Source organism: Citrobacter sp. Cu231, assembly GCF_030332265.1.
Taxonomy (GTDB): domain Bacteria; phylum Pseudomonadota; class Gammaproteobacteria; order Enterobacterales; family Enterobacteriaceae; genus Citrobacter; species Citrobacter meridianamericanus.
In genome coordinates this window covers 816107-841010 of the sequence record NZ_JAOWIE010000032.1, presented here as the reverse complement: position 1 = coordinate 841010, position 24904 = coordinate 816107, and the positions used below count along the sequence as shown (strand labels likewise).

The 24904-nt window shown below is 49.0% G+C and carries 28 protein-coding genes and 1 other annotated feature (1 of these 29 only partly in view); of the genes, 12 read left to right on the top strand and 16 right to left on the bottom strand.

The window, feature by feature from the left end; translation table 11 throughout:
- Positions 1-66, bottom strand: a sequence feature (Phe leader region) (it extends 59 nt beyond the left edge of the window).
- The 5 genes from pheM to thrS all read right to left on the bottom strand — a co-directional run bounded on the left by pheM (position 17) and on the right by thrS (position 3367).
- The gene (gene pheM / locus OGY15_RS10545; RefSeq protein ID WP_001386830.1) at positions 17-61 is read right to left on the bottom strand and encodes a pheST operon leader peptide PheM; all 45 of its coding nucleotides are present in this window, start codon (positions 59-61) and stop codon (positions 17-19) included. It overlaps the preceding feature by 45 nt.
- 120 nt (positions 67-186) lie before the next feature.
- Positions 187-543 carry a 50S ribosomal protein L20 gene (gene rplT / locus OGY15_RS10540; RefSeq protein ID WP_003030578.1) on the bottom strand — a complete coding sequence of 119 codons (357 nt, stop codon included), beginning with the start codon at positions 541-543 and terminating at the stop codon, positions 187-189.
- A 55-nt stretch (positions 544-598) separates the two neighbouring features.
- Positions 599-796 carry a 50S ribosomal protein L35 gene (gene rpmI / locus OGY15_RS10535; RefSeq protein ID WP_003030583.1) on the bottom strand — a complete coding sequence of 66 codons (198 nt, stop codon included), beginning with the start codon at positions 794-796 and terminating at the stop codon, positions 599-601.
- A gap of 96 nt (positions 797-892) precedes the next feature.
- The gene (infC, locus tag OGY15_RS10530) at positions 893-1435 is read right to left on the bottom strand and encodes a translation initiation factor IF-3 (RefSeq protein WP_048997935.1); all 543 of its coding nucleotides are present in this window, start codon (positions 1433-1435) and stop codon (positions 893-895) included.
- Between the two features lie 3 nt (positions 1436-1438).
- On the bottom strand, positions 1439-3367 hold the full coding sequence (gene thrS, locus OGY15_RS10525) for a threonine--tRNA ligase (protein WP_003832572.1): 1929 nt from the start codon (positions 3365-3367) through the stop codon (positions 1439-1441).
- 483 nt (positions 3368-3850) lie between these two features.
- Between thrS and OGY15_RS24680 the strand changes: the two genes are divergently transcribed.
- The 3 genes from OGY15_RS24680 to yniD all read left to right on the top strand — a co-directional run bounded on the left by OGY15_RS24680 (position 3851) and on the right by yniD (position 5750).
- A complete protein-coding gene (locus OGY15_RS24680) occupies positions 3851-4303 on the top strand; it encodes an acyltransferase family protein (RefSeq protein WP_353655351.1) in 453 nt (150 codons plus the stop codon).
- 13 nt (positions 4304-4316) lie between these two features.
- Positions 4317-4955, top strand: coding sequence for an acyltransferase family protein (locus tag OGY15_RS10520; RefSeq protein WP_286539030.1), 639 nt, complete (start codon positions 4317-4319; stop codon positions 4953-4955).
- A 687-nt stretch (positions 4956-5642) separates the two neighbouring features.
- Positions 5643-5750 carry a small membrane protein YniD gene (yniD, locus tag OGY15_RS10515; RefSeq protein ID WP_151219016.1) on the top strand — a complete coding sequence of 36 codons (108 nt, stop codon included), beginning with the start codon at positions 5643-5645 and terminating at the stop codon, positions 5748-5750.
- 165 nt (positions 5751-5915) lie between these two features.
- Here yniD and OGY15_RS10510 read toward each other — a convergent pair whose 3' ends face one another.
- Positions 5916-6674 carry a DUF481 domain-containing protein gene (locus OGY15_RS10510; protein ID WP_151225371.1) on the bottom strand — a complete coding sequence of 253 codons (759 nt, stop codon included), beginning with the start codon at positions 6672-6674 and terminating at the stop codon, positions 5916-5918.
- 287 nt (positions 6675-6961) lie between these two features.
- Between OGY15_RS10510 and pfkB the strand changes: the two genes are divergently transcribed.
- A complete protein-coding gene (gene pfkB, locus OGY15_RS10505; RefSeq protein ID WP_286539027.1) occupies positions 6962-7894 on the top strand; it encodes a 6-phosphofructokinase II in 933 nt (310 codons plus the stop codon).
- A 267-nt stretch (positions 7895-8161) separates the two neighbouring features.
- A complete protein-coding gene (locus tag OGY15_RS10500; RefSeq protein WP_043016598.1) occupies positions 8162-9022 on the top strand; it encodes a fructosamine kinase family protein in 861 nt (286 codons plus the stop codon).
- Positions 9023-9075: 53 nt separating this feature from the next.
- On the opposite strand, the gene OGY15_RS10495 is transcribed toward OGY15_RS10500, so the two are convergent.
- Complete coding sequence (locus OGY15_RS10495) at positions 9076-9612, bottom strand: YniB family protein (RefSeq protein ID WP_187252547.1); 537 nt, start codon at positions 9610-9612, stop codon at positions 9076-9078.
- Positions 9613-9779: 167 nt separating this feature from the next.
- Between OGY15_RS10495 and hxpB the strand changes: the two genes are divergently transcribed.
- The 4 genes from hxpB (at position 9780) to tcyP (ending at position 13550) form a co-directional block, all read left to right on the top strand.
- Positions 9780-10448: a hexitol phosphatase HxpB gene (hxpB, locus tag OGY15_RS10490; protein ID WP_151219014.1), complete on the top strand. Its 669-nt coding sequence runs from the start codon at positions 9780-9782 to the stop codon at positions 10446-10448.
- Between the two features lie 130 nt (positions 10449-10578).
- Positions 10579-11340, top strand: coding sequence for a 2-dehydro-3-deoxy-D-gluconate 5-dehydrogenase KduD (gene kduD, locus OGY15_RS10485; protein WP_286539110.1), 762 nt, complete (start codon positions 10579-10581; stop codon positions 11338-11340).
- 83 nt (positions 11341-11423) lie between these two features.
- A complete protein-coding gene (locus OGY15_RS10480) occupies positions 11424-12023 on the top strand; it encodes a metal-dependent hydrolase (RefSeq protein WP_151219013.1) in 600 nt (199 codons plus the stop codon).
- A 135-nt stretch (positions 12024-12158) separates the two neighbouring features.
- Positions 12159-13550: a cystine/sulfocysteine:cation symporter gene (gene tcyP / locus OGY15_RS10475; protein WP_151219012.1), complete on the top strand. Its 1392-nt coding sequence runs from the start codon at positions 12159-12161 to the stop codon at positions 13548-13550.
- Positions 13551-13613: 63 nt separating this feature from the next.
- On the opposite strand, the gene cedA is transcribed toward tcyP, so the two are convergent.
- Positions 13614-13877, bottom strand: coding sequence for a cell division activator CedA (cedA, locus tag OGY15_RS10470; RefSeq protein WP_151225369.1), 264 nt, complete (start codon positions 13875-13877; stop codon positions 13614-13616).
- A gap of 192 nt (positions 13878-14069) precedes the next feature.
- Here cedA and katE point away from each other — a divergent pair, with 192 nt between their 5' ends.
- Positions 14070-16328, top strand: a complete 2259-nt coding sequence (katE, locus tag OGY15_RS10465) for a catalase HPII (protein ID WP_187252548.1) — start codon at positions 14070-14072, stop codon at positions 16326-16328.
- A gap of 35 nt (positions 16329-16363) precedes the next feature.
- On the opposite strand, the gene chbG is transcribed toward katE, so the two are convergent.
- From chbG to osmE, 7 genes are all read right to left on the bottom strand, one after another.
- Entirely contained in the window at positions 16364-17122 is a 759-nt protein-coding gene (chbG, locus tag OGY15_RS10460; RefSeq protein WP_286539023.1) for a chitin disaccharide deacetylase, read from the bottom strand.
- A 12-nt stretch (positions 17123-17134) separates the two neighbouring features.
- Positions 17135-18490, bottom strand: coding sequence for a 6-phospho-beta-glucosidase (locus tag OGY15_RS10455; protein ID WP_286539021.1), 1356 nt, complete (start codon positions 18488-18490; stop codon positions 17135-17137).
- Positions 18491-18614: 124 nt separating this feature from the next.
- Positions 18615-19457 carry a transcriptional regulator ChbR gene (gene chbR / locus OGY15_RS10450; RefSeq protein ID WP_151219008.1) on the bottom strand — a complete coding sequence of 281 codons (843 nt, stop codon included), beginning with the start codon at positions 19455-19457 and terminating at the stop codon, positions 18615-18617.
- 10 nt (positions 19458-19467) lie between these two features.
- On the bottom strand, positions 19468-19815 hold the full coding sequence (chbA, locus tag OGY15_RS10445; protein ID WP_003030618.1) for a PTS N,N'-diacetylchitobiose transporter subunit IIA: 348 nt from the start codon (positions 19813-19815) through the stop codon (positions 19468-19470).
- A 54-nt stretch (positions 19816-19869) separates the two neighbouring features.
- Entirely contained in the window at positions 19870-21228 is a 1359-nt protein-coding gene (chbC, locus tag OGY15_RS10440) for a PTS N,N'-diacetylchitobiose transporter subunit IIC (protein WP_187252549.1), read from the bottom strand.
- Between the two features lie 86 nt (positions 21229-21314).
- The gene (chbB, locus tag OGY15_RS10435; protein WP_187252550.1) at positions 21315-21635 is read right to left on the bottom strand and encodes a PTS N,N'-diacetylchitobiose transporter subunit IIB; all 321 of its coding nucleotides are present in this window, start codon (positions 21633-21635) and stop codon (positions 21315-21317) included.
- Positions 21636-21933: 298 nt separating this feature from the next.
- On the bottom strand, positions 21934-22275 hold the full coding sequence (gene osmE / locus OGY15_RS10430) for an osmotically-inducible lipoprotein OsmE (RefSeq protein WP_003030621.1): 342 nt from the start codon (positions 22273-22275) through the stop codon (positions 21934-21936).
- A gap of 210 nt (positions 22276-22485) precedes the next feature.
- Here osmE and nadE point away from each other — a divergent pair, with 210 nt between their 5' ends.
- Both nadE and cho read left to right on the top strand, forming a co-directional pair.
- The gene (gene nadE, locus OGY15_RS10425; RefSeq protein WP_151219005.1) at positions 22486-23316 is read left to right on the top strand and encodes an NAD(+) synthase; all 831 of its coding nucleotides are present in this window, start codon (positions 22486-22488) and stop codon (positions 23314-23316) included.
- A 130-nt stretch (positions 23317-23446) separates the two neighbouring features.
- A complete protein-coding gene (gene cho, locus OGY15_RS10420; protein WP_151225367.1) occupies positions 23447-24334 on the top strand; it encodes an excinuclease Cho in 888 nt (295 codons plus the stop codon).
- On the opposite strand, the gene ves is transcribed toward cho, so the two are convergent.
- Complete coding sequence (gene ves / locus OGY15_RS10415) at positions 24294-24869, bottom strand: environmental stress-induced protein Ves (protein ID WP_151219105.1); 576 nt, start codon at positions 24867-24869, stop codon at positions 24294-24296. The genes cho and ves overlap by 41 nt on opposite strands.
- Between the last annotated feature and the right edge of the window lie 35 nt (positions 24870-24904).

Sequence of the window (24904 nt, the reverse complement as noted above, 5' to 3'; positions counted from 1 at the left end):
CGCAAGCCTCCTGAGTTCAGGTGCTAAAGTAAAAGAAGAAGCGGAAAATAGCAGCATTCATGCTTGCGTTACCTTGTGTGGTAAAAACCGGACAACCTTTATTGAAAAGGCTTACGAATAAATTGTCAACCAATTGATTGCACTACAAATAAAAGAGAGGGAGCCAGGCTCCCTCTTTTCACCGGCTTATGCCAGAGCTGCTTTCGCTTTTTCGACCAGAGCGGTGAACGCTACTTTGTCGAATACTGCGATGTCAGCCAGGATCTTACGGTCGATTTCAACAGAGGCTTTTTTCAGGCCGTTGATGAATTTGCTGTAAGAAATACCGTTCTGACGTGCTGCTGCGTTGATACGCGCAATCCACAGTTGACGGAACTGACGCTTTTTCTGACGACGGTCACGATAAGCGTACTGACCAGCTTTGATAACAGCCTGGAAGGCAACGCGGTATACGCGAGAACGCGCACCGTAGTAGCCTTTAGCTTGTTTCAAAATTTTCTTGTGACGTGCACGGGCAACTACACCACGTTTTACGCGAGCCATATGTGCTCTCCTGTATCTATATTCTTAGTAAAAAAATTAATTAAACGTTAACGGCTTATGCGTACGGCAGGCACGCGATAACCAGACCCAGATCGCCTTTAGACACGAGGCCTTTTGGACGCAGGTGACGTTTACGCTTAGTAGATTTTTTGGTCAGAATATGACGCAGGTTTGCGTGCTTACGCTTAAATCCACCACCACCGGTTTTTTTGAAGCGCTTAGCAGCACCGCGTACGGTCTTAATTTTTGGCATTTTAATAACTTCCACTTCGCATTGTTAATAAACGAAACGTAGGCGAACAACGGCTGTGGAACCCGCAGGCTCCACAGACATTGCTACTTGAAGGCCTTACTGTTTCTTCTTAGGAGCGAGCACCATGATCATCTGGCGGCCTTCGATCTTCGTTGGGAAGGATTCGACTACTGCCAGTTCACTCAGATCGTCACGGACGCGGTTAAGCACTTCCATACCGATCTGTTGGTGGGCCATTTCACGACCGCGAAAACGCAGCGTGATCTTAGCCTTATCGCCATCTTCCAGAAAGCGTACCAGGCTGCGGAGTTTTACCTGGTAATCGCCATCGTCGGTACCAGGACGGAATTTAATTTCCTTAACCTGGATAACTTTTTGCTTTTTCTTCTGTTCCTTAGAAGACTTACTCTTTTCATAAAGGAACTTGCCGTAGTCCATAATACGACAAACTGGCGGTTCGGCGTTAGGGCTGATTTCAACTAAATCTACTCCAGCTTCTTCAGCTTTTTCGATCGCTTCTCTCAGACTCACAATACCCAAAGCTTCGCCTTCCAGACCTGTTAAGCGAACTTCCAGGGCGCGAATCTCGCCATTGATACGATTCGGACGTGCCGTTTGAACTCGTTTTCCGCCTTTAATACCTTATTCCTCCAGTTGTTGAAGACTGCGGCTGCGAATCTCTTGTTGCAGCTTCTCAATCACTTCATTTACGTCCAGGCTGCCCAAGTCTTTGCCACGACGGGTGCGCACGGCAACTTTGCCTGCTTCTACCTCTTTGTCGCCACAGACCAACATGTAAGGGACACGACGTAAAGTGTGCTCGCGGATTTTAAAGCCAATCTTCTCATTTCTCAAGTCTGCTTTTACACGAATACCCGCATTTTGTAGTTTCTGCGTTAATTCGTTAACGTATTCAGACTGAGAATCGGTGATGTTCATGACCACAACCTGAACTGGCGCAAGCCAGGTCGGGAAGAAGCCAGCGAACTCTTCGGTCAGGATACCGATGAAACGTTCCATCGACCCAAGAATTGCGCGGTGAATCATAACCGGCACCTGACGCTCGTTGTTTTCGCCAACATAAGAGGCGCTTAAACGGGACGGCAGAGAGAAGTCCAGCTGTACAGTACCGCACTGCCATGCACGATCGAGGCAGTCATACAGGGTAAATTCAATTTTCGGACCGTAGAATGCGCCCTCACCCAGTTGGAACTCAAACGGGATGTTGTTTTCTTCCAGCGCAACGGCCAGGTCAGCTTCAGCACGGTCCCACATTTCATCGCTACCGATACGTTTTTCGGGGCGAGTGGACAGTTTGACGACGATCTTCTCGAAGCCAAAGGTGCTGTACATATCGTAGACCATACGAATACAGGCGTTAACTTCATCACGGATCTGCTCTTCTGTACAGAAGATATGCGCATCATCCTGAGTGAAGCCACGAACACGCATCAGGCCATGCAGCGCGCCTGACGGCTCATTACGGTGGCAGCTACCAAACTCGGCCATACGCAGCGGCAGATCGCGATAGGACTTCAGACCCTGATTAAAGATCTGTACGTGACCCGGGCAGTTCATGGGCTTAATGCAGTACTCACGGTTCTCAGAGGAGGTCGTGAACATCGCATCTTTGTAGTTATCCCAGTGACCTGTTTTTTCCCACAGCACACGGTCCATCATGAACGGACCTTTCACTTCCTGATACTGGTATTCTTTCAGTTTTGAACGAACGAAAACTTCCAGTTCACGGAAGATAGTCCAGCCATCATTGTGCCAGAACACCATACCCGGCGCCTCTTCCTGCATATGATACAGGTCAAGTTGCTTACCGATTTTACGGTGGTCGCGTTTGGCCGCTTCTTCCAGACGTTGCAGGTAGGCATTCAGGGCTTTTTTATCTGCCCATGCAGTACCATAAATACGCTGCAGCATCTTGTTATTGCTGTCGCCACGCCAGTATGCCCCTGCGGTCTTCATCAGTTTGAAGTGATGGCAGAAACGCATGTTCGGCACGTGCGGGCCACGGCACATATCGACATATTCTTCATGATGGTACAAGCCAGGCTTGTCATCATGGGCAATGTTTTCATCAAGAATGGAGACTTTATAGGTCTCGCCACGCTTCACGAAGGTTTCACGCGCTTCGTACCAGCTAACTTTCTTCTTAATGACATCGTAGTTTTTCTCAGCGAGCTCGTGCATCCGCTTCTCGAGCGCGTCGACGTCTTCCTGGGTTAACGTACGATCAAGATCGATATCGTAGTAAAAACCGTTATCAACAACCGGTCCGATCGCCATTTTGGTGTGCGGCCAGAGTTGTTTGATCGCGTGCCCTAACAGGTGCGCACAGGAGTGACGAATGATCTCCAGACCTTCTTCATCCTTCGCGGTGATGATGGAGAGCTTCGCATCATGCTCAATCAGATCGGAAGCATCTACCAGCTCACCGTCAACACGGCCAGCAATAGTGGCTTTCGCCAGACCTGGACCGATGTCCAGCGCAACATCCATGGGGCTTACAGCGTGGTCGTAATGGCGTTGGCTGCCATCAGGAAGAGTAATAACAGGCATGTTATATCCTTATTTGCAGTGGTGACCCACACGTAAGATCACATACAAAGAGAAAATTTATTTGTTTACAGTAAGTTGTGCAACCATCTAACCAACAATCGCTAAATTGGTACACAATCTGGCACACAAATGAAAAACTGACATCCTCAGTCCCTCACTCGGTAAACCGATGGTAACACTAAAAAAGTGGTGATTGCACCACTCTGTTTCACATTGCTTCAAATTGTCTTGCAACGATAACTATGATCGACTAAGAGAAGAGTAAGCAAAGCCTTGCAAGCCGGTGCAAAGCTCTGTGTGTGCAGCATTTGTCTGAAAGATTTGTGGAGACGATGCTCTTCTTGGAGGGGCGCTTGATGTGAATGTAGATTAGGCAATCTTATCAATGATTTTATTATCAAGATAACTCATTAATTATTAGACATATAATTATGGTCCATGATAAAATTCCGAAGTTTATCTTAACGCATTAAGAGTACACGCATGTTATTGTCCTTACAGTATTTGAGAGGAATTGCCTCGCTATTAGTGGTTCTTTACCATGCAAGAGGCGAAATAAGTAATGTATATGCCCAAAGCAATTTAGGTGAATTGCTTTTTGGGAATGGTTATATTGGCGTTGACTTATTTTTCATGATAAGCGGGTTTGTTATTATGTTATCTACTGAAAAGGATAAGTCAGCTTTCTCATTCATAATAAAAAGATTATTTAGAATTTACCCTGTTTATTTAGTCTGCTTGTTCGTTTTAGTTTTTATTCAAGACAGGCCAATAGACATCAACGTAATAAAATCTTTATTTTTTGTAAATCTTGATTTGTTTTCAGAAGCTCCGTGGTTTGGGTATACAATTATATTCACAGCATGGACATTGATGTTTGAGATCATCTTCTACATACTTTTCTATATTTCATTGGCTTTATCATGGATAATATAGAGGATATATTTCCATGTTGTTAATTTCTTCTATCGTATTAGGAACGAATTTCTATTTTAATGGCAGTGTTAATTTTAGTGGATATTCCAGCATAATTATTAGCCCCAATCAAGAGCATAGTGTTATGTTAGGAATAGCTAGAGTTTTTTCATCTCCTATGTTTTTTGAGTTTGTTATTGGGATAATTATTTATAAAATATACAACTCAGCTAAAATAAACATAAGTAATGATTACATACGAATTATTACAATTGTATCTATAGCTTTATTTTCATACTTTTATGTTACAGGGTACAATGGAGGCCATGGACCTTTGAACTGCGGAGTCTATGCAGCACTTCTGTTATTAGCATTAGTTCTCTTTGAGAAGACGTGTAAAGTGAAAAACTCAGCAACACTAAGCTATTTTGGGAATATTTCATATTCATTGTATCTGACTCACGCTCTCGTCATGAACATATTACCAACCGGTATAATTGCTGGTTCGCTGTACTCTCAAGCTCATGGATTCTCAAGTTTATACCTGATACTATTATCTTCCATTTTTATTTCAACCATTCTTTACTATACGATAGAATTATATTTTGTGAAGTTTGCCAGATTAATACTTAATACCACTGCGACAAAAAAATACATCAAATTTAATTTGTGAGGTTATAGGTGCATGGGTTCATAAATATGTTTCCATAAAGATATTAGACACCAATAAGCATACTGGCTTTATGAGAATGGAGATTACCCCATCCTCTCATAAAGCCATGCAACAGATTCAATATTTATGCTCGATATGCAATTATCGCAAGAAGCTTTTCACTCATCCCCGGCATCTGGATGCTTTTTTACAACAACATCTGTAGAACCAACATTAATAATGTTGTACAGTGACTGAGTTCACACCCGATGCAACCTGAACAATAATACCTATGTATAAATGGCCCATCTCCACATGACTGCACTACAACTTTTTATTCCAGGAACTGCAACGGACGTTGCGAATGTTCCACAGTTATAAACAATTGTAGTGACAATAGTCGCACTTCCTTAAACCTTGGTGAGAATACCAACTAGTGAATCGCAACGGATTTCACAAACACCTCAGAATCATCAAAAAGGTATGGGCTGATTCCCGCTTCACTCTGCGAAATATGTCACTGGTTTCCTGAATGGCTACACTGGACCTACACCCGCTTTTTGATAACACCGTTTGACGGTGTACACGGCATTAGGATGCGATCAAAGCAACAATCAACGTGCACTCTATGATGTAAATCAATTCACTGACACCCTGACGTCTTTGTTACACTTACAGAAAGTCATTTAACCAGAGCAGGAAAAAACAATGCCAAAAAACCGCTTTGCGAAGAAACACTGGAAGATGGTGGTGATCCTGCTGGTTATTTGTGCAGCAATGCTGATACTGCGTTGGGCAGCGATGATCTGGGGTTAAAATACTGGTCGCTGTTCTGGTTCCATTGTATTTATCAACTAAATCGAATTCGTCTAAAAAAAAGCGCGTTATTGATAAGTATTAAAAATAAAACACAGATTAACTATTAAATTAACTTAACGTTAATAGATAAAAGCCGGGCCAATTATTTGACCCGGTTTGTCATTACATACGATAGCCGAGTGAAACAGTAGTACGGCGATCGGTATGTTCCGGCGCTGTTGCCGGTGGTTCAGAGTTCCAGGTGACGTTGTAAGCCACTTTCAACCCAAAGTGTTCGTTGATAGCAACGTTCAACGCCGTTTCAGAGTTGAGTGTTGTATCATCAGCACCAAATACCGACACACCTTGTGTAAACTTAGTATTGTCAGTCATCTGCCACGCATAAGCTCCTGACGCATAACCCAGCGGCTGCGTTTCAGTGGTGCCATCCGTATGCTCGTCATAGCGTACGCCAGGACCGAATTCAAAACGGAAACTGTGTACTGGTCCGTTGAGGAACTGACGACCATAACCTGCGGTCAGCACATCGCGCTCACGATAGCCGTTGTAACGGTCGGTCAACCAGCTTGCCTGCCCAAAGAGATAGTCATAGTCGGTCATGTTGTAGCGACTACGGCCACCTACGGCATATTTCTCCGAGGAACGCTCATCATTCGAAGAGGTATTACTGGCATTTCCCCACAAAGACCACGCCGTGGATTCACCATACCAGGTCATGGTGGTGTCTGCCGTTAAGGAGGAACTTTTTGTGTTGCCTGACTGGGCGAGATATCCCGCGTTCAGGTTACCTTCAAAGGGTTTTTTCGCGCTGGAAGGGTCATCCATGACAGTAAAAACGGAATCATCGGCAACAGCATGCATTGACGCAAGCAGGCCCCCCGTCAGCAGTAATGCTGCGGGCACTGTCTTCAAAAGCTTCATTTATTAAGAGTCCGTACAACAAAAAAAGAGACCATTACGGTCTCGGAAACTTTCATATGGATCAATGACAAGAGACCCTTGAAAGGTAACAAATTATAAAAAGACTCGAATAACATAGCAATAAATTCTTATTTCATTTTTTGAATAAGAGCCTTCCTAAACCGTTTTTTTATTTATATATCTTTAACGCAAATGTTTTAAATAAAGACACGAAAAATCATGTTGTTAATTACTTCACTTTCGAAAGGTTAAGTGCCAGACTGAGGAAAGCCTAACAGGAGGTAAAGATGGTACGTATCTATACGTTAACACTTGCGCCCTCTCTCGATAGCGCAACAATAACCCCACAAATCTACCCGGAAGGTAAGCTTCGCTGTACCTCGCCGGTTTTTGAGCCCGGTGGTGGCGGCATCAATGTCGCTCGCGCAATTGCCCATCTTGGAGGAACCGCCACGGCCATCTTCCCCGCGGGGGGCGCCACTGGAGAGCATCTCGTCGCATTGCTTGCCGACGAAAATGTTCCCGTATCCACCGTCGAGGCCAAAGACTGGACCCGACAAAATCTCCATGTCCATGTTGAGTCCAGCGGCGAACAGTATCGCTTTGTCATGCCCGGCGCTGCGTTGACCGATGCTGAGTTCTGTCAGCTTCAGGATCAGGTGCTGGAAATTGAGTCTGGCGCGCTGCTGGTTATTAGCGGCAGTTTGCCGCCAGGGGTACAGCTTGAGAAGCTGACCCGGCTCATTAGCACGGCGCAAAAACAGGGAATTCGCTGCATCGTCGATAGTTCTGGCGAAGCGCTGGCAGCAGCGTTGGCTATCGGCAATATCGAACTGGTCAAACCCAACCTCAAAGAGCTGAGCGCGCTGGTAAACCGCGAGCTTACCCAGCCCGATGATGTGCGTAAAGCCGCACAGGAAATCGTGCAAAGCGGTAAAGCACATCGCGTTGTGGTCTCGCTTGGCCCACAGGGGGCGCTGGGCGTTGATCGTGAATCCTGCGTCCAGGTGGTTCCGCCGCCGGTGAAAAGCCAAAGTACTGTGGGCGCAGGCGACAGTATGGTCGGGGCCATGACGCTTAAACTGGCTGAAAACGCACCTTTTGAAGATATTGTTCGCTACGGTGTCGCAGCCGGTAGCGCCGCAACCCTGAACCAGGGGACGCGCCTGTGTGCTTTAGACGATACGAAGAAAATATACGCATACCTTGCTCAGCAATGAGACCTTCCCTTGTGTTAGGTTAAAGGAAGATTTTCCCGTAAAACTGTCGGCGCTAGTGTTATACGTCTATGATAAAAAGTCACGTGATTACAAAGCAGTGAATCACGAGCAACCGGACGTCTTCACAGCAATGCGAGGTGAGGAAGAACGACAAACATTAAGTGCCTTTCCAGCGATGACGCGTCCGTGGTGTGCGTCAGTTCGTGTTTTTTAACCGCATTCTTGCGCTAACCTTATGATCTGGCAGACAACATGGGGAGAGACATCATGTGGCAGGCTATCAGTCGTCTTTTAAGCGAGCAATTAGGTGAAGGCGAAATCGAACTGCGTAACGAACTGCCCGGCGGAGAGATCCACGCCGCATGGCATTTACGCTATGCGGGGCGCGATTTTTTCGTCAAATGCGATGAAAGAGAGCTGTTAACCGGCTTTACGGCGGAAGCCGATCAGCTGGAGCTACTTTCACGCAGTCAAACCGTATCTGTGCCGAAAGTTTGGGCGGTAGGTGCAGACAGAGATTACAGCTTTCTGGTGATGGATTTCCTCCCTCCCCGCCCGCTTGATGCGCACAACGCCTTTATCCTCGGTCAACAGCTTGCGCATTTGCATGAATGGAGCGATCAGCCTCAGTTCGGGCTCGACTTCGATAATGCGCTCTCAACCACGCCGCAACCTAATACCTGGCAACGTCGCTGGTCGACCTTTTTTGCCGAGCAGCGTATTGGCTGGCAACTGGAGCTCGCCGCGGAAAAAGGCATTGCGTTTGGCAATATCGACGCCATTGTCGAGCATGTTCAGCAGCGTCTGTCTTCACATCAGCCGCAGCCGTCTCTCCTGCACGGTGATTTGTGGTCAGGAAACTGTGCCCTCGGCCCGAACGGTCCCTATATCTTTGACCCTGCCTGCTACTGGGGAGACCGGGAGTGCGATCTGGCAATGCTACCGTTACACACCGATCAGCCGCCGCAAATTTATGACGGTTATCAGTCTGTGTCGCCGTTACCATTAGATTTTCTCGACAGACAACCTGTCTATCAGCTCTATACGCTGTTGAATCGGGCAATTCTGTTTGGGGGGCAGCATCTGGTTGTGGCGCAGAAGGCACTGGACAGATTACTGGCAGCTTAGCACGCTTATCAGGCCTGGCGGTTCACAATGCGACAGGCCTGAACGTGCAGCACTTACAGAAAGCCCAACAATGAAAAGAAGAAGTAGCCGATTACGATAACGATCACCGGCAAAATATACAGCGGGAAAATTTGTAAAAAGATCGTATGGTGCGGAACCACAATACGCGACTCAAGCTGCTCTCGCGTTAACCCTTCACTGCCTTTTGCCTGTTCCAGAATCAGTTGATCCTGAACGCCCTCGCGTAAAAAACGCGCCTGACGGCTCATCCTGGCGCCTGAATCCTGCAACGCCAGACCGATAAAAATCAGGATGAAAATCAGCCAAAAGACGAGATTCAGTCCACTTTGAAAATCGGGCGTCGGCGAGTTATACCAAAACACGTTAAGAAAAGGGGTATTAACCCGCATCATATCGATCATTACATGGGCAAAATCGAGCATGACCGCGTTAATTCCCTCCTGCTTTTCGCTGTGCGCATACATAAACTTCAGTACTGAAACCAGTGTTGAAATCAGCGCGGGAATGAAAATTACCCATCCCACCAGCCTTTTCAAGACAGCAATGCGTCCAGCTTGTTGATACGTCATGAGTTCCCCTTGATAAAGACGTGTCATTTTGGCCTAAGTTTACCCGTTGATAACCATTTTCGCCTGATCTTTAAAGGCAGTATACTGTTGAATTAGCCATAATAAACGCCCAAAGCCTGTCCAGACGGGCTCTTAATCCCTTTTATTACCGTAAAGGAGAGGTTGTAATGTCAACCCCGCGTCAAATTCTTGCTGCAATTTTCGATATGGATGGATTACTGGTCGATTCTGAACCGCTCTGGGATCAGGCCGAACTGGATGTGATAGCAAGTTTAGGCGTTGATATCTCCCGCCGCCATGAACTTCCCGATACCCTGGGCTTACGCATCGACATGGTGGTTGATTTGTGGTTTACGCAGCAACCGTGGAACGGACCTTCACGCCAGGAAGTCACCGAGCGCATCATATCCCGCGCAATTGCGCTGGTTGAAGAAACGAAGCCGCTGCTGCCAGGGGTGCGCGAAGCCGTGGCGTTATGCAAATCACAGGGAATCAAAGTAGGTCTGGCATCCGCTTCGCCGCTGCATATGCTGGAAAAAGTGTTGACCATGTTTGATCTGCGCAGCAGCTTCGACGCACTGGCTTCTGCGGAAAAACTGCCCTACAGCAAACCACACCCGCAGGTTTATCTCGATTGCGCCACAAAACTGGGCATTGACCCTTTAAACTGCGTCGCGCTGGAAGACTCGGTGAACGGTATGATTGCTTCGAAAGCCGCCCGCATGCGTTCCATCGTAGTACCTGCGCATGAAAATCAGCACGATCCCCGCTTCGTTCTTGCCGACGTTAAGCTGACCTCGCTCACCGAACTGACTGTCGCAGATCTGCGCGGCTAATCCTGCCAGGGGCAATGATCGCATTGCCCGCTTATTTTAAAACACCATTTCATTTTAATTGTATTTCTGTTTAACCTCTCCTATTCTTCCCCTATCGTAAGCGTTGATGACATAAATAGTTGGGGTGGACATAATGCAGAATGCTTTTCGTCTCGAGGGTAAAGTCGCCATCGTCACCGGGTGTGATACCGGCCTTGGGCAGGGTATGGCTGTAGCGCTGGCCGAAGCAGGCTGCGATGTGGTCGGCGTGAATCGCAAAATACCGCATGAAACCGCAGAGAAGATTAACGCGATCGGTCGACGTTTTATGGCAATTCAGGCCGACCTCAATCAACAGGAAACGATCACCAGCATCGTCACGCAAACAGTGTCAACGTTTGGCCGGGTCGATATTCTGGTCAACAATGCGGGAACCATACGTCGTCAGGATGCGCTGGACTTCAGCGAAAAGGATTGGGATGACGTATTGAACCTGAACCTTAAATCCGTTTTCTTTTTGTCACAGGCCACGGCGCGCCAGTTTCTGGCTCAGGGCAACGGCGGAAAAATCATTAACATTGCCTCAATGCTCTCTTTTCAGGGTGGTATCCGCGTGCCTTCCTATACCGCATCCAAAAGCGGCGTTCTGGGTATCACCCGCCAGCTGGCTAACGAATGGGCGGCTCTGGGAATTAATGTCAACGCCATCGCGCCCGGCTATATGGCGACTAATAACACCCAGCAACTACGCGAAGACAGCGAGCGTAATCAGGAGATTGTCAATCGTATCCCCGCCGAACGCTGGGGCACGCCTGATGACCTGAAAGGCCCGGTCGTTTTCCTCGCTAGCTCTGCCTCTGACTATATTCACGGCCATACGCTGGCCGTAGATGGCGGGTGGTTGGCGCGGTAAAGACACACTTGTGACAAAGGGTTACAACGTCACCTCTTCCGCCTACTGTATAAAACCCCTATACTGTATGAATCGACAGTTTATTGGGTTTTATCATGACGGCGGAAGGTCACCTTCTTTTTTCTATTGCCTGTGCGGTATTTGCCAAGAATGCCGAGCTAACGCCCGTTCTTGCGCAGGGTGACTGGTGGCATATTGTTCCTTCAGCCATTTTAACGTGCCTGCTGCCGGATATTGATCATCCCAAATCCCTGCTGGGACAGCGTCTGAAGTGGATATCTAAACCCATTGCCAGGGCATTTGGTCATCGCGGATTTACGCATAGCCTGCTGGCGGTTTTTGCCCTACTGACCACGTTTTACCTGAAAGTCCCTGATACCTGGATAATCCCGGCAGATGCCTTACAAGGTATGGTTCTCGGTTATCTCAGTCACATTCTGGCTGACATGCTGACTCCAGCTGGCGTTCCCCTGCTTTGGCCCTGCCGCTGGCGTTTTCGTCTGCCCATCCTCGTGCCGCAAAAAGGCAACCAACTGGAACGGTTTCTGTGCATGGCGCTGTTCGCGTGGGCAATCTGGATGCCGCAGACCGTACAGGAGAACAGCGCGATACGCTGGTCATCACAGATGATTAATACACTACAAATGCAGTTTAATCGCTTTATAACGCACCAGGTTGACTAATAAACCAGCCAAAATGTCATTTTTGGTATAAACAATTCCATTTGAATATAAGAGGCATGTCACAGTTCTGCTAATCTTGCGCCAACAGAATCACCTTCACACGGTGATACGCATAATAAGATCAGGAGAACGGGGATGAACTTTCCTTTAATCGCGAACATTATCGTGTTCATAGTGTTGCTGTTCGTGCTGGCGCAAGCCCGGCACAAACAGTGGAGTCTGGCCAAAAAAGTACTGGTCGGTCTGGTCATGGGTGTGGTGTTTGGCCTCGCCCTGCATACCATTTATGGCTCCGACAGCCAGGTTCTTAAAGATTCCGTACAGTGGTTCAACATTGTAGGCAACGGTTATGTCCAGTTGCTGCAAATGATTGTTATGCCGCTGGTATTTGCGTCCATTCTCAGCGCCGTTGCACGTCTGCACAACGCCTCTCAGTTAGGTAAAATCAGCTTCCTCACCATCGGCACGCTGCTGTTTACTACGCTGATTGCCGCACTGGTCGGGGTTCTGGTGACCAACCTGTTCGGCCTGACCGCCGAAGGACTGGTACAAGGTGGTGCCGAAACTGCACGTCTGAACGCTATTGAAACCAATTATGTTGGCAAAGTGGCTGATCTCAGCGTTCCGCAGCTGGTGCTGTCGTTTATCCCGAAAAACCCGTTTGCCGATCTGACCGGTGCTAACCCGACGTCGATTATCAGCGTGGTCATCTTCGCAGCATTCCTCGGTGTTGCCGCGCTGAAGCTGTTGAAAGATGATGCGCCAAAAGGCGAGCGCGTCCTGATCGCTATCGATACCCTGCAAAGCTGGGTGATGAAGCTGGTTCGTCTGGTGATGCAGTTGACGCCGTACGGTGTTCTGGCGCTGATGACCAAAGTGGTGGCCGGTTCCAACCTGCAGGACATCATTAAGCTGGGTAGCTTCGTCGTGGCCTCTTATCTCGGTCTGGGAATTATGTTCGTGGTTCACGGGATCCTGCTGGGTATTAACGGCGTTAGTCCGCTGAAATACTTTCGCAAGGTGTGGCCGGTGCTGACATTCGCCTTCACCAGCCGTTCCAGCGCAGCCTCAATTCCGCTGAACGTTGAAGCGCAAACCCGTCGTCTGGGCGTGCCTGAATCTATCGCCAGCTTTGCCGCCTCTTTTGGTGCCACGATTGGTCAGAACGGTTGTGCGGGTCTGTACCCGGCTATGCTGGCAGTAATGGTCGCACCGACCGTCGGGATCAACCCACTGGACCCAATGTGGATTGCCACACTGGTAGGTATTGTGACGGTCAGTTCTGCAGGGGTTGCGGGTGTAGGAGGCGGTGCAACGTTTGCTGCGCTGATCGTCCTGCCTGCAATGGGTCTGCCGGTCACGCTGGTTGCCCTGCTGATCTCTGTTGAGCCACTGATCGATATGGGTCGTACCGCCCTGAACGTAAGCGGTTCCATGACTGCCGGTACGCTGACCAGCCAATGGCTGAAGCAAACCGATAAAACGATTCTGGACAGCGACGATAACGCTGAACTGGCGCATCGCTAAGCCTGATAGCTGAAAACAAAAAACCGCCGGAGTGTCATGCTCCGGCGGTTTTTTTTATATCCATTACTCGCTTAGTTCATTTTCCTGGCGAATTTGATTAGCCCAACGTTGCGCTGATTCCGGGACCGTAAATGCAGGCGAACGTTGAAATGCCTCCCCCATTAAGACAAAAGCGACATATTTTCCGCGCAGTATCCATACGTCACGAAACGCATCCATTTTAACCGCATGCTCTGGCGGCGCGGGCTCCACGCGCGGAACATAGCTGATAACTGGACGATTTTGTTGGCGAAGAGGTTTCATAATCAATTGCTTCACTAAAGACAAATTCTAAAAATCAGAAAACTGCTATCTTAGCCGATTTCGCCCCCTTGCGTCCTGCCTTGCGTGCGCGGTTTGTCTGTTTCATCGCGCTTTACGCCATCGGCCCGCACCTGCGCCATTGAGTGAGTGGTCTATAGTTAAAGCTTTTGACAGCAGCAACGACCCTTTCAGCAATGAAAACAGGAGACGAGTTTAATGTCACAGAATGATAAGCACCCACTCCATCACTCAGCGCCGGTTCATGATGCCAGCGAATCCCAGCCAGGACTTGACTCACTGGCGCCAGCTGACGGTTCACACCGGTCAACACCAGAACCCACTCCACCGGGCGCGCAGCCAACCACGTCCGGCAGTTTAAAAGCGCCAGACATCAGAAGTGACAAACTCAATGCGCTGGAAAGTTTTCGTAAAGGAAGCGAAGATTTTGCTCTGACCACCAATCAGGGGGTGCGTATTGCGGACGATCAAAACTCTCTGCGCGCCGGAAACCGAGGGCCAACCCTGCTTGAGGACTTTATCCTGCGGGAAAAAATCACCCATTTTGATCATGAACGCATCCCGGAGCGGATCGTACATGCCCGCGGTTCTGCCGCGCATGGTTACTTTCAGCCTTATGCCAGCTTGAGCGCGACGACGAAAGCAGACTTCCTCAGCGACGAGAATAAAATTACACCGGTTTTTGTGCGCTTCTCTACGGTTCAGGGCGGCGCAGGCTCGGCGGATACGGTCAGAGATATACGGGGATTTGCGACCAAATTTTATACTGAAGAGGGTATTTTTGATCTGGTGGGAAACAATACGCCCATTTTCTTTATTCAGGATGCCCATAAATTTCCGGACTTTGTCCATGCGGTAAAACCGGAGCCGCATTGGGCTATCCCGCAAGGCCAAAGCGCCCATGACACCTTCTGGGATTATGTCTCATTACAGCCTGAAACGTTGCACAACGTTATATGGGCGATGTCTGACCGGGGTATCCCACGTAGCTATCGCACGATGGAAGGTTTTGGCATTCATACGTTTAGGTTGATTAATGATCAAGGGAAAGCCACCTTTGTCCGTTTCCACTGGAAACCGCTGGCAGGCAAGGCCTCGCTGGTATGGGATGAAGCACAAAAACTTACCGGTCGGGATCCCGACTTTCATCGCCGCGAACTTTGGGAAGCGATTGAAGCGGGCGATTACCCGGAATATGAACTGGGGCTACAACTCATTCCCGAAGAGGACGAATTCAAGTTCGATTTTGACCTGCTAGACCCGACCAAGCTGATCCCGGAAGAGCTGGTTCCGGTCCAACTCGTCGGTAAAATGGTGCTAAACCGCAATCCGGACAATTTTTTTACCGAAAATGAGCAAGTGGCTTTTCATCCCGGGCACATCGTCCCTGGCATCGATTTTACCAATGACCCCCTATTGCAAGGCCGCTTGTTCTCCTATACCGATACCCAGATCAGCCGCCTGGGTGGTCCCAATTTCCATGAAATCCCAATTAATCGCCCAACCTGTCCGTACCATAATTTCCAGCGTGATGGCATGCATCGCATGGACATCGATACCAATCCAGCCAACTATGAACCGAATTCCATCAATGATAACTGGCCGCGTGAAACACCGCCGGGGCCAAAACGTGGTGGATTTGAGTCGTATCAGGAACGGATTGAAGGAAACAAAATCCGCGAACGCAGCCCCTCTTTTGGCGAATACTATGCGCAGCCTCGCCTGTTCTGGCTAAGTCAGACGCCAATTGAGCAGCAGCATATTATCGGCGGATTCAGTTTCGAACTCAGTAAAGTTACGCGCCCCTATATCAGAGAAAGAGTGGTCGAACAGTTAGCCCATATTGACACTGCTCTCGCTGTGGCGGTTGCCGGGAATCTCGGTTTTGAACTCACTGAGGAACAGACCCAAATTGTGCCGCCGCCCAACGTCAACGGTTTGGAAAATGCGCCGTCACTCAGTTTATATGCGGGGGCGAAAGGTGAGATTAAGGGCCGCGTAGTCGCCATTTTACTTAATGACCAGGTAAAGTCGGGCGACCTGCTCGCCATCATGCAAGCCCTACAGGCCAAAGGTGTTCACGCCAAACTGCTCTATTCCCGAATGGGTAATGTGGTAGCCGACGATGGCTCCGTCCTGACTATCGCCGGTACCTTTGCGGGTTCGCCATCACTGACGGTCGATGCGGTCATTGTTCCATGTGGGAATATTGCGGATATCGCAATGAACGGAGATGCCCGATATTACTTACTCGAAGCGTATAAACACTTAAAACCTATCGCCCTGGCTGGTGATGCTCGTCAGTTTAAAGCAACGTTGAATATCAAAAATGAAGGAGAAGAAGGCGTGGTGGAAGCGGACTGTGCAGACGTACAGTTTATGGATGCTCTGCTGACACTGATGACCGCGCACCGCGTCTGGTCACGCGCGGGAAAAGTTGACACAATCCCTGCCTAAAAAATGCGGCGCATTAAGCGCCGCAAACTCAGGAATTACACGTTCAGAAAACTGCCAAGACGATAACCACGCTCCGCAATAGCATATTTCAGTGACGAAGACGTCAGCACGTCGAGCTCAGTTAAGCGGGGGTAACAGTAGGCACTTTGACGAATAATCTCATCGATAAAGGCCGGATGACACATCACTTCCAGCGAAGACTCTCCCCGGTCTGCTGACGCATCAAGCATCTGCAAGAACAACGCTTCGGAAATCGCTTCGCCATAAAACTCGCTGCTGAATCCCTGGGAAGTCCGTAACGTTTGCGGAAAGTCAGACGCCTGAAATACCGTCTGACGATCAATCCGTAACGCAATCCCCTTTTGGGCAGCAAACCCGGCCACTATAGGGAAAATCTGCGGGAACATATGCACATGGTGATGGCTATCCAGATGCGTTGGCTCCCGTCCGAACAGGTCAATAAAACGCTGATACTGCGCGGCCAGTTCCTGTGAAATTTCATCCAGTGGCAGAGTGTCTTCCTCTGCCATCTGCCAGATCCATTTCCCGAGTACCCCTTCACGAGTAAGGCCTGGCATTACCGTCAACGGCCTGCCCAGCGTCAGAACAAAGTGCATTCCGACGGCAAGTTCAGGTATGTCGCGACTCAGCTGTACCGCATGGTCAATTGCCGCGCCGTTAACCAGCGCCGTTGTCGAGGTGACAACACCATTACGACAGGCTTCAACAATGCCATAGTTTTGTCCTTTACTCAGGCCAAAATCATCCGCATTAACAATCAGTACGCGTTCCATAACCGACCTCAGTTAGTGTTGTTCGCTTTTGAGTTTCTCGATGCACACGGCGAAGTTTGGCAGCCATTTTTCATGCGCCAGAATCAGCTCACGCGCCAGAATTTCGGCATCGCTGTCAGAGTGAACCAGCGGGCTAAGATTCAACGCAAGCAGCACATCATTCAGCTCACCGCTCAGCGCCGCATTGCTCGCCGCAACTTCAAAGCCTTTAATGGTATAGATAAGGCCGAGTACTTTCTCATCAAAATGGGTAATACGTGGATGTGGCGTAGCACCGTTGCGTCCCAGCGTACAGGTCATCTCCACCGCCCAGTCGGCAGGAATATTATCAACATGCCCATGATGAGGAACGTTGACATAGTGCTCGGTCTGTTTGTCGTTGTAGATGGCATTGATCACTTCACAGGCCGCATCGGAGTAATAGGCCCCGCCGCGCTGCTCCAGCTCTTTTGGCTTCACGTTCAGATCAGGGTTTTTGTAGAGCTCAAACAGTTGCTTCTCAACTTGTTGTACCACCTGAGCGCGCGCGCCGCCCTTATAGTATTCGCCCATTTCAATCGCCAGCATCTCTTTTGGCTTGAAGTAGTACAACAAATACGAGCACGGCAGCAGTTTCAGCGAGCGAATCAACCCTTCACTGAACGGCAGGTCGAAAATATTCTTCACGCCAGAGGCTTTCAACTGACCCGACGCAACGCCGTCCAGCAGTTCATCAAAGCGTGACACACCGTTGACCAGAACATCCTTAATAAAGACCATATGATTCAGACCGAACAGATCGATGGATAAGTCATCGCTCTCTTTCAGCGCCAGCACGTCGCTGATGAACATTTTCATGCCGATCGGAATATTACATACCCCGATGAATTTCTTGAAATTCGTATGACGATAAACCGCCTCAGTTACCATCCCTGCTGGGTTAGTGAAGTTGATCACCCACGCATTCGGGCACAATTCTTCCACATCTTTCACAATATCAAAGATAACCGGAATGGTTCGCAGCCCCTTGAACAGCCCACCAGCGCCGTTGGTTTCCTGCCCCAGATACCCGTGGCTCAGGGGAATGCGTTCATCCTTTTCACGGGCTTGCAGTTGCCCAACCCGCAACTGGGTGGTAACGAAATCAGCATCTTTCAGCGCTTCCCGGCGATCCAGTGTTTTAAACAACTTCATTGGGATGCCCGCTTTGTCGATCATACGCTGACAAAGGTCAAAAATAATGTCCAGCTTCTCTTTTCCACCGTCGACATCAACCAGCCACAATTCAGAAACCGGTAATTCATGATAGCGCTTAATAAAGCCTTCAAGTAATTCAGGGGTGTAGCTGCTCCCGCCACCAATCGTGACGACTTTTAATTTCTGGCTCATATTTTCTCCCTTCAGTGTCAACACACTGACGTGTATTATGCTCAACCCGTTTGTCAGGTATAGCGTGGCTGTCCCGACGCTATTTTGGGCAAGCTATAAAAAATGGTTTATTGGTAAATAATATTTACTGATTAAATTCAGTTAATTTCTTACGATAGCTATTAGGTGTAAATGACGTCAGCTTTTTAAACGTTTTAATAAACAGACTTGGACTACTGTAACCTGCCTCGTAGGCAATATCCGTTACTGAATAGTTCGTCATTTCAAGCTGCTTTTTAGCAAAATTAATGCGAATTTCATTAATAATCTGCATTGGCGTTTTGCTGTAATAACGCTGGGTTGCACGGGTCAGATACTCCTGGGATTTCGCGGACAGGTGTACCATATTTTCCAGCGCATTCTCGCTAAACTGTCGTTTGTCGTGCATGGTCTCGACGGTGGTTTTAAGCCACTGCGGAATATCATCTAACACCTGCTCTTCACGATGATGGCGTAACCGATTAATAATGTAGAAGGTGACCACTTCGACAAATTCATCCAGTCCGCTCTCACGAAAGTTCAGTGATGCAATAACCGTTTCAATGTAGGTAAGAAACGAATTATTCGCCCGATAGACCTGCGATGCAACAAAACAAAATGGCAGCAGCGGGTGGTAATGCTGTTCAAAAAAACGTTTGCTGATACCGACGTTAAGGATCCTTGTCGCGCCAAAATCATAGAAACTCTGATGGTGCGATCCCAACGGGATAAAAACAAAATCCCCACGCTCAAGCAATACGCGTTTGCCGTTGATTTCCTGATAATAGCGCCCGGTTAAAACCAGGGTAAATTCATAGTAGTCATGCTGATGCAGCCCACTGATACTCTCAGTTTTGTTATAGATGAACACATGGAAATTTTTGCCGTTAAACAGTTGTTGCTCAAAGACGGTTTTGATTTCCGGTGCGTTAATCTGTAGCTGCATTATGCACTCCTCGTTATTTCAGCTTTTCATGAAGCTCAATCAGTTCAGTTACCAGCTCACGCGCCAGCATAGATGTCATTAGGTGGTCCTGCGCGTGGACCAGCACCAGGCTGACTTTCATTTTACCTTCGCCCTGATCGCCTTCAATCAGTTTCGTTTGCACGAGGTGCGCTTCGTTCAGCGCCAGGCGAGACTGGTCCATCATGGCCTTTGCTGACTCGAAATCGCCTTGCTTGGCCATTTTGAGCGCGCCATACGCCAGGCTACGCGCCTGACCGGAGTTGATGATGAGGCCCATCACCACTTCTTCTAGTTCTTCTGCTTCTGACTGCGTGTCGACGATGTTCTCGATATCCAACATACTTTTTTCCTCTGGTTCAGTCCGGCATGACCGTGAAGCCATGCCGGATTAAATTTAGAATTTCAATGCGTTAGCGATATCTTCTTCGCTTTCTTCTTGATCAATAACATTCTGTGCTTTATTAGCTACCACCACGAACGGCAGGTAAACCAGCGTGGCGATGCCGAGGTTGAACAGCGCGACCAGCAGAGCAGCGACACTACCGTTGGTGTTAAAGAACGCCCCCAAACCGGTTGGCATTGTCCACGGCGCAATATTGGTAATCGGTGGAATAATACCTGAGTAGTAAGCTGCCAGCGTAATTGCCGCCAGAATCGGCTGCACCAGAATGAACGGGATAAACATGACCGGGTTCATGATGATCGGCAGACCGAACAGGATGGGTTCGTTAATCTGAAACAGGCCTGATGGCAGCGCCAGTTTAGCCACCTGACGATAATCCGGACGACGGGATGCCAGGAAGATAGCGATGATCAGACCCAGCGTAGCCCCGCTACCCCCAAGGAAAATATAGGAGTCGAGCATCGGCTTCGCCCAGACGTGGAACGTCTTACCGGCTTCCAGCGCGGCGTCTACGGAACCAAACTGTTGGTAGATAGAGATATTTTCCAGCGCCCATGGCGTCATGATGCCGCTGTCAAGCGCGGTCAGCGCCAGCGAGCCGTGAATACCGAAGAACCACAGCAAGGGAACAAAAATCACATACGCCCAACCCACCACACTGCCCAGCGATGCCAGCGGCGTTGAGATGGAGTCCATGATGATCTGGTGGAAGTTTGTACCCCAGGTGTTCAATGCCCAGGCGATAATCCCCATAATGGAGAGAATAATGAAACCTGGGATCAGCGCAGAGAAGGAGCGCGAAACAGAAGCCGGTACGCTATCAGGTAATTTGATCACCCAATTGCGACGGACCACAAAGGTAAACATTTCCGCGACCACGAGGCCGATAATAATACCGGAAATAATATTGGCACCGCCGAGCCAGTTTGCGCCAACGGCATAGGCTTCACCTACGCTATATGGCGTTACGGTCATAAACGCGGCGACGGATAACAGACCGGCAGCCAGCGCATCGACTTTGCGTTCTTCCGCCAGCGCCATGCCGATAAAGAACGGCGCCATCAATGACATGATACCCAGCGTACCGTTATAGACGTTTCCACCAATGCCTTTCAAACTATTAAGCGTTTCAATAGTTGAAGCATCAAGTCGAATGCCCATTGAATAAAAAAACGACCCCTCCCCAAAGCTCAGGAAAACGTTATTGATTAATACAAACATGGCCCCTGCGAGGGTCAACGGCATCAAGCGAATAAAACCGTTTTTGATTGCATTAACGTGTGGCTGCTTTCCAATTTTTACAGCAAAAGGAAGGAGTACCTTTTCAAGTGAAGCAATAGCGTTACTCATAGAAAAATACCCTTAAATACCGCAATTAATAATTGCGGTGAATGTTAATGAAATAACTCTTTGACGGGAAAATTAAAATAAAATAATTAATTTGCTGCGGCTTTTTTAATTGCTGCCACAGCAGCCTTAAGCACGCCTAAACCATCGACTTTGCCATACAGCAGCGAGTCAATCACTTCCACAGGCTTGTTTGGTAACAAGCGCTGAATTTCGGGCAACATATAAGCAATTTGTGGACCTAATAACACGACATCAGCCGCTTGTCCTTTTTCTCCGGCCAGCGTTTCAGGAAACGCTTCAATAATAACCGGCACTTCATATTTTTCGGCCTGAGCACGCATCTTCGAAACCAACAATGAAGTCGACATGCCCGCAGAACAAAACAGATAAATGTGTTTCTTTTCCATTAAAACGATCCTCATGTGCGATTATCTGTCAACCAGACACTCCGCAAGCCATAACCTGCATCCATGCTCTGGGTAACTTGCGTCAGCTAAATTATTTTTTTAGGTGGCTGAAATGAGTATACGGGATTGCACCGGTGGATGGTATTTCCTTGACCACCTAAATTGTCTCTCCTTGACCTGTGGTTATGACCCCCCTCACATTTCGGGCAAATAATTCGCGGCAATAAATAAGATCGTGGGGCACAAAAAAACCGGCTCGATGGCCGGTTCTTCTGAGTGCTCAGGCAATAAACAGTTGTTACTTCTTCGCCGCCTGCGGGTCGGTATCGTACTCTGCGCAGGTTTGATAACCAGAGTTAATCACGTGCCCGGTATCATCTAAAGCAACAAAATAGGTTTCAGCTTTACCATCTCGTTGACCCAGGATGTAGGTCTGACACGTCCCACGCGCATGGATCATACTGACTTCAGAAGAAGGTTTACCGGCAATCTGCGCCACTTGCGCCCGGCTCATTCCTTTCTTCACATCTTTCACCACGGGCTGAACAAATTGGTCTTTCGTGCGATCGTAGGCCGTACACCCTGCCAGCATAGTCAAAACAGCCGCTGCGCTCAGAATTCCTGTTAGATTCTTGTTCATATTCCGTCCTCTTTTATTTCAGCGTGTTATATAAGCCTGGAGCACAACAACGCATTTTTCAAGCAATCAGATGATACTTAGGCGGTTTCGGAAAATTCTATTAAAACAAAATGCTGCGATATCAGGCTCGCATCCCTTGTCGTTTGGGCCACAACGCGATAGCTTTAACACATCATTTTTTTGATCATTTTATTTTTCACAGGGGGTTAAATGACTCTGCAGCAAGAGATAATCCAGGCGCTTGGCGCTAAACCGCACATTAATGCAGAAGAAGAAATTCGCCGTAGCGTGGATTTTCTGAAATCTTACCTGCAGGCCTACCCCTTTCTGAAATCGCTGGTATTAGGGATTAGCGGCGGACAGGATTCAACGCTCGCGGGCAAACTATGCCAGATGGCGATCTCCGAGCTTCGCAACGAAACGGGCAATGACGCACTGCAGTTTATTGCTGTACGCCTACCGTATGGCATTCAGGCTGATGAACAGGACTGCCAGGACGCCATCGCTTTTATTCAACCGGACCGCGTACTCACCGTCAACATTAAGGGTGCGGTGCTGGCCAGTGAACATGCCCTGCGTGAAGCTGGTATTGAACTGAGCGATTTTGTGCGCGGCAATGAAAAAGCCCGTGAACGTATGAAGGCACAATACAGTATCGCCGGCATGACCAGCGGCGTTGTCGTGGGGACAGATCATGCAGCAGAAGCCATCACCGGATTTTTCACCAAATACGGCGATGGCGGTACAGACATTAACCCACTCTTCCGTCTGAACAAGCGTCAGGGTAAACAGCTGCTTGCCGCGCTGGGTTGCCCGGAGCACTTATATAAGAAAGCGCCAACCGCTGACCTTGAGGATGATCGACCTTCTCTGCCGGATGAAGCCGCATTAGGCGTCACTTACGACAACATTGACGATTATCTGGAGGGAAAAACGCTGGATGCCAGCATCGCGAAGAAAATCGAAGCCTGGTATGTGAAAACCGAGCACAAACGTCGCACGCCGATCACCGTGTTTGATGATTTCTGGAAAAAAGCCTGATTCTTTTCTTTCATAAGGGCAGAGTGCCTCAGGATTGCCGCTCACTGCCCTTAGCCTGCTACTTCATGCCGCTTTTTTAATCGCCGCCAGGCTGCTATACTGGATGAATAACCAGCATCCGGAGTGAACTGTGGTACGGCGTCAATCAGCCCCTCGTCTGACCTTTGAGGCAGCGGCAATCTATGAATATCCTGAGCATCTGCGCCCATTTTTGAGTGCGCTTCCCACTACGCCCGGCGTGTATCTGTTTCACAGTGATAGCGACACCATGCCGCTTTATATTGGCAAAAGCATCAATATTCGCAGCCGCGTGCTGGCGCACCTGCGTACTGCTGATGAAGCAAGTATGCTGCGTCAGGCCAGGCGCATTAGCTGGATTTGCACCGCTGGAGAACTTGGCGCTCTTCTGCTGGAGGCGCGGTTGATCAAAGAGCAGCAGCCACTGTTTAACAAAAGGCTGCGGCGTAATCGTCAGCTTTGCGCCTTGCAGCTTACCGAGCGGACTGTTCAGGTTGTCTACGCACGGGATATTGACTTCTCCCATGCCACCAATCTGTTTGGCCTGTTTGCTAATCGCCGAGCCGCACTACAGACGCTGCAGAGCCTCGCCGATGAACAACAGCTATGCTATGGCCTGTTGGGGCTGGAACCCCTGAGTCGCGGGCGCGCCTGTTTTCGCTCCGCGCTTAAGCGCTGCGCCGGAGCCTGCTGCGGGAAAGAAAGCCCTGAAGCGCATCATTTGCGCCTGCTGGAAGCCCTGGAAAGAGTGCGCGTAATCTGCTGGCCGTGGAACAACGCCATTGCGCTGCAGGAAACCCGTGCGGAAATGACCCAGTACCACATCATCAATAACTGGCTGTGGCTGGGAGCCGTTTCAACACTTGATGAGGCGGTAACACTGGCACGTATGCCGGCCGGTTTTGACCATGATGGCTACAAAATTCTCTGCAGGCCTGTTCTGTCTGGTCAATATGACATTATTGAACTGAGTCCGGAGAATGGCCCGGCATCCAGTTAATTTCGCTGAACAGCAGTTTTCCCTCGCGCTCCAGCAGTCGTACGGTGTGTTTACCGTCGTGCCAGCTTGCCCCCTGATCGGCGGTCAGTAGCTTATCACCCAATTGCCAGGCACCGCTGATAACAAATACCACGCCACCGCGCGAACCAAAGGTCGTAAACGTGCGGTCGGCAACTCTGACTTTCGCCTGGCAGACATCCCGTCGGGTCATGATATTGAAATCCATCGACATCTTTCCTTCTGTCAGCTTCGCTTTTACCACCTTGTCACCGGCAAAGGTAAAAGGCTGATGCTGTTTCAGGGTATGTGTGAAGGTGTTCGACTCTTCCAGGGTCACTTCACCGCCCTCCAGCAGGGTAATCACGCGTTCTACGCCGGGAAAAAGAGAAAACTCTCCGTTGGCTGCAATGGAGGCGATACTCGCCCGCCAGTGAAAATCTCGTGTTGCTGGCGGAAAACAGCAAATCTCACGGGTTTCTCCCGCACCATTTCGCCACAGATTGACCGGCATTTTGCGGATATCGAAGTATTCCATCATCCCTCCAGAAAGGCGCAGTACGGCAGCCCACC